The organism is Shewanella sp. 10N.286.45.A1, from assembly GCF_041470405.1.
Taxonomy (GTDB): domain Bacteria; phylum Pseudomonadota; class Gammaproteobacteria; order Enterobacterales; family Shewanellaceae; genus Shewanella.
This window is the reverse complement of sequence record NZ_JBFRMK010000238.1, coordinates 8,487-9,327: the sequence shown is the minus strand read 5'-3', so window position 1 is coordinate 9,327 and position 841 is coordinate 8,487. Positions and strand designations below refer to the sequence as shown.

1 protein-coding gene is annotated in these 841 nt (G+C 42.6%); it reads left to right on the top strand.

Annotated features, from left to right (window positions below; translation table 11 throughout):
* The first annotated feature begins 105 nt into the window (after nucleotides 1-105).
* Complete coding sequence (gene sfsA, locus AB4238_RS16765) at nucleotides 106-810, top strand: DNA/RNA nuclease SfsA (protein ID WP_372034461.1); 705 nt, start codon at nucleotides 106-108, stop codon at nucleotides 808-810.
* The last annotated feature ends 31 nt before the right edge of the window (nucleotides 811-841 follow it).

Sequence of the window (841 nt, the reverse complement as noted above, 5' to 3'; positions counted from 1 at the left end):
CGTGAAAGGTCAACAGCCCTAAACTTACCCTAATGAATATTTCTCATTCTCAGCTTAAGATCTCTGTTAATCTAGCGCTAAATCAGTTTTAACTTGGTAGTAGAGATGGAATTTATTCCCACATTTGAAAGCGGACTGCTCATTCAACGATATAAACGCTTTCTCACTGATATCACCTTAGAAGATGGCAGCGAGGTTACCATACACTGCCCAAATACCGGTTCAATGCGTAACTGTTTATTTGCGGGTAGCAAGGTGTGGTTTTCAGTCTCAGACAACCCAAAGCGCAAGTACAGTCGCACTTGGGAACAAGCACAAACACCTGATGGTGACATTATTGGTATTAATACTGGCCGCGCTAATGCCTTAGCCGAAGAAGCGATTAATAATGGCACTATAGTGGAGCTACAAGGCTATGACTCACTGCGAAGAGAAGTTAAGTATGGTAGTGAAAACAGCCGTATAGATATATTACTAACCAGCCACGAGCAAGCTAATTGCTACGTTGAAGTCAAGAGCTGTACCTTATTAGAAAATGGGCAAGGATACTTTCCCGATGCAGTTACCACCCGTGGTCAAAAGCATTTACGCGAATTAATGGAGATGGTAGAGCAAGGGCATAGAGCGGTATTGCTGTTTGTTGTTCAGCATACAGGAATACACTCAGTCAAAGCCGCTGAACATATTGATCCTGCTTACGCCAAATTACTTAGTGAGGCACACGCAGCCGGAGTTGAAGTATTCGCTTATAGTGCTGACATGTCGCCCATAGCTGCGAGTTTGGTTAAATCCTGCCCGGTTAAACTCTAATTCAAAATATACAGTTGAAATTGTTCTTAAT

Excerpts from the sequence above, each read along its gene's own strand:
- sfsA (WP_372034461.1), top strand. The coding sequence starts at position 106 with ATGGAATTTATTCCCACATTTGAAAGCGGACTGCTCATTCAACGATAT.